7 protein-coding genes and 1 pseudogene are annotated in these 6,256 nt (G+C 64.2%); 3 read left to right on the forward strand and 5 right to left on the reverse strand.

The features are described 5' to 3' along the window. Positions 1–32: 32 nt before the first annotated feature. From AB6806_RS28845 to AB6806_RS28860, 4 genes are all read right to left on the reverse strand, one after another. Complete coding sequence (locus AB6806_RS28845; RefSeq protein ID WP_370956362.1) at positions 33–338, reverse strand: antibiotic biosynthesis monooxygenase family protein; 306 nt, start codon at positions 336–338, stop codon at positions 33–35. 75 nt (positions 339–413) lie between these two features. Beyond that, positions 414–1,010, reverse strand: a complete 597-nt coding sequence (locus AB6806_RS28850) for a cysteine hydrolase family protein (RefSeq protein ID WP_142023394.1) — start codon at positions 1,008–1,010, stop codon at positions 414–416. A gap of 26 nt (positions 1,011–1,036) precedes the next feature. Then, complete coding sequence (locus AB6806_RS28855; RefSeq protein WP_142023393.1) at positions 1,037–1,711, reverse strand: glutathione S-transferase family protein; 675 nt, start codon at positions 1,709–1,711, stop codon at positions 1,037–1,039. Between the two features lie 31 nt (positions 1,712–1,742). Beyond that, a complete protein-coding gene (locus AB6806_RS28860; protein WP_142023392.1) occupies positions 1,743–2,501 on the reverse strand; it encodes an SDR family NAD(P)-dependent oxidoreductase in 759 nt (252 codons plus the stop codon). 169 nt (positions 2,502–2,670) lie between these two features. On the opposite strand from AB6806_RS28860, the gene AB6806_RS28865 reads away from it, so the two are divergent. Further along, positions 2,671–3,570, forward strand: coding sequence for an AraC family transcriptional regulator (locus AB6806_RS28865; RefSeq protein ID WP_142023432.1), 900 nt, complete (start codon positions 2,671–2,673; stop codon positions 3,568–3,570). Positions 3,571–3,590: 20 nt separating this feature from the next. Here the strand turns inward: AB6806_RS28865 and AB6806_RS28870 are convergent, their stop codons facing one another. Next, entirely contained in the window at positions 3,591–4,151 is a 561-nt protein-coding gene (locus AB6806_RS28870) for a TetR/AcrR family transcriptional regulator (RefSeq protein WP_142023431.1), read from the reverse strand. Between the two features lie 109 nt (positions 4,152–4,260). Here AB6806_RS28870 and AB6806_RS28875 point away from each other — a divergent pair, with 109 nt between their 5' ends. Together AB6806_RS28875 and AB6806_RS28880 are read left to right on the forward strand one after the other, a co-directional pair. Beyond that, positions 4,261–5,049: an SDR family NAD(P)-dependent oxidoreductase gene (locus AB6806_RS28875; RefSeq protein WP_370956363.1), complete on the forward strand. Its 789-nt coding sequence runs from the start codon at positions 4,261–4,263 to the stop codon at positions 5,047–5,049. 54 nt (positions 5,050–5,103) lie between these two features. Then, a pseudogene (locus AB6806_RS28880) lies at positions 5,104–6,196 on the forward strand (alkene reductase). Positions 6,197–6,256 lie beyond the last annotated feature (60 nt).

A 6,256-nucleotide genomic window follows, 5' to 3' on the forward strand; every position in this document is an offset into this window, starting at 1 on the left:
GGCTTCCATCCTTCGAAAGCCCGGCTCTCCGGTCAATTCCTCGCCGTCACGCTGTCCGCTTCAAGGGGCGCACTCCAGATCGGGGGGCAATGTTCCGCGCCGTTTGACACGGTCAGCGGTCGATTGGCCGCCATGCGCGACGATGTCCGGTGCGCGGCGAGCGCGGCCTCGTCCTCGTAGATTTCGATCAGCGTGCAGCTGTCCGCAAGGGTGCGTGACTTGACCAGTTCGTACAGGCGGTTCCCCGGTTCGTTGGCATGCACCGCGGCGGCCTGGACCGCGAAGGCGCGTTCGAATGCGTCCGTGTCGCCTGGCGTGACTGTGAGCTCGACCATCATTCTGACCATTGTATCGCCTCACACCAAGGGTCCGGCGAGGACCCGCCCCGGGACGGGGACGGGGCCAGCGGAGGATCATGTTTGCGCCACGAACTCCTGGGTAGTGATGGCGTTGGCGTAGAAAGGGGCGATCTCGGCCACGAAATCGTCCTGCTGCTTGCGGGTATAGCCGGCCGACGCATCGTAGATGACATTGGTGTGGTAGCCGAGGTCGTGCGCGTTGCGCATCGAGGATTCGACGCACTGGCGCAACGAGAAGCCGGCAAGATAGATGTCGAAGATGCCATTGTTGCGCAGGTAGCCGTCGAGCGTGGTTCCGACGAAGACGCTGCTGCCGCCGGCGCGCTCGCGGACGACATGCTCGCCATCCGCCGGCTCGAAGCCGGGGAAGAAATCGGCCTGCTCGCCCAGGAACGCGCCATGGTCGCGCGTGATCTTGCGCAGGCCGTACTTGGCCTCGCCGAGCACCTTGAAGGTCGGCTCGAACTTCAGCGCTGCGTGGATCACATGCAGGCCGCGACGGCGGGCCTCTTCGAGGATGATCTTCGAATTGGCGATCGCGGTGTCGACCTGCTCCCGGTCCTGAAACACCGGATAAATGCCGCCGGTCGGGGAGAGCCAGTCGTTGACATATTCGATCAGGATCAGCGCGCTCTTGGATGGGTCGGTCATGTTATCACTCCTTGGAATTCTGGTTGTTAAGCCGCGATCATCGCGCCTTGCTGGCGCAGGTGGTCGCGAAACAGGTCGGGATAGGTGTCGATCACGGCGTTCTTGACGCTGGGACGCTCGGCGAGCGCCGCGCGCCACGCCGTCACGCGTGGCAGGCCTGCGAAGATCGGGTCCGCCACGTCCGGATCGATGATCCCGAAATAGCGGAACAGCGGTGCGTAGACCGCATCGACCAGACCAAAGTCCGGCCCGGCGAAATACGGGCCGTCGCCCAGTTCCGCGTCGATCTTGCTCAGCCGATCTTGGAAGGCGGCCCGCCTGGCGTCGGCGGTCGGCATGTCCTTGGCGTGAAGAAACTGCCAGCCCTCCGTAAAGGTCTGGGTGGCGAATTCGATCCAGGCGCGATGCCGTGCACGCAACAATGCATTGTCGGGGTACATCGCCGCGCCACCGTGCGTCTCGTTCAGATATTCGCAGATGACCACGCTTTCGAAGAGGATCGCATCCGCACCGTCCGGCTGGCGCACCTTCAGCACCGGCACCTTGCCAGTCGGCGACAGGGCCAGAAACCAGTCGGGCTTTGCCGACAGATCGACGTTGATCCGGTCGAATGCCACCCCCTTTTCGAGGAGGACGATCGCGGCGCGCTGGACGAAAGGGCACAGCGGATGGCTGATGAGAGTGAGGCCTTGCTCGGTCATGACGGTTTCTCCGATGGAGCCGGATGCAGCATCAGAGCGACTGACCACCAGAGACATCGAAGGTCGTACCGTTGGCCCAACCCATGTCGTCAGACAGGATCGCTGCGACTGCGCCGCCGATGTCGTCGGGCTGACCGACGCGGCCGAGCGCGATCTTGCTCGCGACGAAGGCATGAGCCTGTTCGTCATCGCGGACCCTACCACCGCCGAAATCGGTGGCGATGGCGCCGGGCGCGATGGCGTTGACGCGGATCTGCCGCGCGCCGAGCTCCAGCGCCATGAACCGGGTCAGCGTCTCGAGCCCCGCCTTGGCTGCGGCATAGAGGCCGAAGCTGGCCATCGACGTGCGCGTGAAGCCCGTCGAGACGTTGAGGATGCGTCCGCCATCGGCGAGAACCGGTAGCAATGCCTGCGTCAGGAACACCGGTCCGCGCAGGTGCATGTCGATCATCGCATCGAACTGTTCCTCGCTCGCGTCAGCGACCTGCACGTGGACGACGGCACCGGCGTTGTTGACCAGATAGTCGAACCGGTCGCTGCCGAAGCGGCTCCGGAGCGTCTCGGCGAAGGATGCGGCGAAGGCCGGAAAGCTCGCCACCTTGGTGACGTCGAGCGCGAGCATCGCCGCCGTGCCGCCCAGCGCCTCGATCTCGCTTACCAGCGCATCGGCTTCCGCCGCGCCCCGGCGATAGGTGCCGACGATGCCGACGCCGCGACGGGCGAGGTGCAGCGCCATGCTGCGACCGAGGCCGCGGCTGGCGCCGGTAATGAGTGCGATCTTCTGAGACATGGCTGCGTTCCTTGTGATTTGATTTTCCAGACGGCACGCCTGAGGCGTCGCATTCGCTGGGAGTGAGATAGGCGATTGCTGTGCCCGACGCCCCGCCTGATGCTCTCAATTACTTGCCTGATTGTCTCAGGCTCTTGCGAGCGTGAAGATTGGTGTCATATTCGTCGGCATGACCGACAGCCTGAGGCCCCTTTGCGATCTCGCGCTCCGCCACGGGCGGACCGGAATGACCATTACGCCGATCCCGCGCCTGGAAATCGGCGTCGGACAGGCAACCTCGGGCACGTCGCCATGTCTCTACCGTTCGATGATCTGCTTCATTCTGCAGGGATCGAAAGAGGTGGCCATCCACGACGAGCTGCTGCGCTACGACGCGTCTCAATATCTGGTCAGCGCACTCGATCTGCCTTTGAGCGGGCAGATTCACGACGCCGACGACGGCAGTCCATATGTGTCGGTTTCGCTGGTCCTCGATCCGGCGCTTCTCGCTGAGGTCGCGTCAACGATGCCGGCGGTGCGCGACGCGGACACTCCAGGCAGCGGCATCGCGATCAATCCAATGACGCCACCGCTGCGCGATACGCTGCTACGCCTGCTGGCGTTGCTCGACACGCCGGCGGACATCCCGGCGCTCGCGCCGATGGCGGAACGCGAATTGCTCTATCGTCTCTTGCAGGGCCCGCAGGGGCGACTGTTGCGTCACATCGCCCGCCCAGAAGGCGCAATCGGCGGCATCCGCCGCGCGGTCGAATGGATTCGCGACCACGGCAATAGGCGGCTGCGGATCGAGGCGCTGTGCGAAGCCGCTGGCATGAGCCGAGCGAGCCTGCATCGCCACTTCGTCGCGCTGACTGGATTGAGCCCGATCCAGTATCAGAAGCAGCTACGCCTTCAGGAAGCGCGCCAGTTGCTGCTCGCCGGCGACCGAAGTGCCTCCGACGTCGCCTATGCGGTCGGCTATGAAAGCGCCTCCCAGTTCAGCCGCGAATATCTGCGGCAGTTCGGGGCGCCGCCCGCACGCGACGTGCGCAAGCTCAGGCAGTCGATCGACAATCCAATGATCAATTAGTCGACCGTCAGCGTCGAACGTCATCCATCCTGGCCGGGGATGGTCCTTTCGCCGATCCATGCCTGGGTCTCAGACAAGAGTTCGGCCGACAGCGCGGGGTCATCGATCGACCGGGAGAGGATGAGCGCGCCGACCATCGCGGACCAACTACCGATCGCCGCCCGGCGCCGCTTGGCCGGGTCGACACCGGGCATGACACCGGTGAGCGTGTTGATCTGCGAGGCAAGGACTTGTGCCATGGACGCGCGTGCCTCCGGGGCCTGTTGCCGCATGAACCCCGCGAGGGCAGCCATCGGGCAGCCCAGATCCGGATTATCCCGATGGGGTGTCGAGAGATAAGTGTCGATCCAGCCACTGATATCGTCGGTGACTGATTGGCTGCCGACGGCATGAGCGATGGTCTGGGCGACCAGATCGTCCTTTGACTGAAAATGTCCGTAGAAGCCGCCATGAGTCATCCCGGCAGCCTTCATCACTTCCGCGACGCTCACGGCATCGAAGCCCTTCTCGCGAAACAGCCGTCCCGCCTCGGTCAGGATGCGGCTGCGGTTCTGCGCCTTCTGCTCCTGGCTCACCTTCATTTCGCTTGGCCTCCGCTCGGCATTGACATTTTGATGATGGCTATCATATTTGCGATCAATGATGACAATCATCATGAATATAGTTTCGATGCCACGAAAGGGCAATGCCATGACCGACAAGCCAACCGTCCTCATCACCGGCGCCTCCACTGGCATCGGCGCCGCCTACGCCGAGCGCTTCGCGCGCCGCAGCCATGACCTGGTGCTGGTCGCCCGTAACACGGCGCGGATGGAGGCGCTGGTCGATCGTCTGCGGCGCGACACCGGCGTTACGATCGACATCGTGGCGGCGGATCTCGTCAATCCGGCGGAGCGTGTAGCGGTCGAGGCGCGGCTGCGCGACGACGCGCGGATCGGAATCCTCATCAACAATGCCGGGGCGAGTCTGGCGGACTCCTTCATCGAGCAAGCCGTTGACGATATCGACAGGCTGGTGGCGCTCAACACGACCGCGCTCGTGCGCTTTGCCCACGCCATCGCCCCCCGCCTTGCGCAAGCGGGTGAAGGCGCGATCGTGAATATCGGTTCCGTGGTCGGCCTCGCGCCGGAATTCGGCATGCCGGTCTATGGCGCGACCAAGGCCTTCGTGCTGAATCTCTCCCAGGCGCTGAGCCTCCAGCTCGCTTCCCAGGGCGTCTATGTCCAGGCTGTGCTTCCGGCGGCGACCCGCACCGAGATCTGGGGCCACGCGGGCGTCGATGTCGACACCCTTTCAGGCGTGATGGAGGTGGACGATCTGGTGGACGCGGCGTTGGTCGGCTTCGACCGGCGCGAGCCCGTCACCATCCCGCCACTTCATGATGGGGGACAATGGACAGCTTTCGAAGCCGCGCGTCAGGCCATGATCCCCGGTTTCGCGCAGTCCCGGCCCGCCGATCGCTATCTGGCGAGCGCGTGAGAAGCCACAGAATTACGCAAACGCATTCAACTCATTCGAACAAAAACTGAGACGATGACCGATACTGATCTGTTTAGCCCTTACGACCTCGGCGGGCTCGTGCTTGCGAACCGCATCGTCATGGCGCCCTTGACCCGCAACCGCGCGGGGGGGGGGCCTCGTGCCGAGCCGGTTTGCGGCGGACTATTATGCGCAGCGCGCGAGCGCCGGGCTCATCATCACCGAGGCGACGCAGGTCTCGCGGCAGGCTCAGGGCTATCAGGATACGCCGGGCCTCTACACGCCCGAACAGATCGCCGGCTGGCGCAAGGTGACCGACGCGGTCCATGCCAAGGGCGGCCGCATCTTCGTGCAGCTCTGGCATGTCGGCCGCGTCAGCCATGTCGATCTTCATGACGGCGAAGCCCCGGTCGCGCCGTCGGCGATCCGTGCCGAGACCAAGACGTTCGTGAACAATGGTTTCGCCGATGTATCCGAGCCGCGCGCGCTCGAAGCGGAAGAGATTCCCGGCATCGTCGAGGATTTCCGCAAGGCTGCGGCCAATGCGATCGCGGCCGGTTTCGACGGGGTCGAGGTCCATGGCGCGAATGGCTATCTGCTCGACCAGTTCCTGCGCGAGACCGCGAATGTCCGCACGGACGCTTATGGGGGTTCGATCGAGAACCGAGCCCGGCTGCTGATTGAGGTCACGGCCGCCGTGGCGAAGGAAATTGGTGCCGAGCGCACGGGCGTCCGCCTCTCGCCGGTCTCGCCCGCAGGTGGCTCCGTGCTGTCGGGCAATGAGCAAGCGCAATACGGCTACGTCGTCGAAAAGCTCGACGGTCTCGGCATCGCCTATATCCACATCGTCGAGGGTGCGACCGGTGGGCCGCGCGCGGCCACGCCTTTCGATTTCGACGCACTGAGGCAGCGCTTCCGCAACACCTACATCGCCAACAATGGCTATGACCTTGATCTGGCCAGGTCGCGTCTCGGCGCCGGCAAGGCCGACCTGTTCGCCTTCGGTCACCACTTCATCGCCAATCCCGATCTGGTCGAACGGCTGAAAACCGGTACCCCACTCGCCCAGATGAACCCGGCCACGATCTATGGCGGCGGCGCGCAGGGCTACATCGATTATCCCACCGCCGTCATGGCTGACGCCTGATCTGGAGGAACAGCATCATGAAGGCCTTCATCCTCGACCGCTACGGCAAGAAACAGGCGC

Source organism: Allobosea sp. RCC_152_1 (assembly GCF_041360765.1).
Classification (GTDB): Bacteria; Pseudomonadota; Alphaproteobacteria; order Rhizobiales; family Beijerinckiaceae; genus Allobosea; species Allobosea spartocytisi.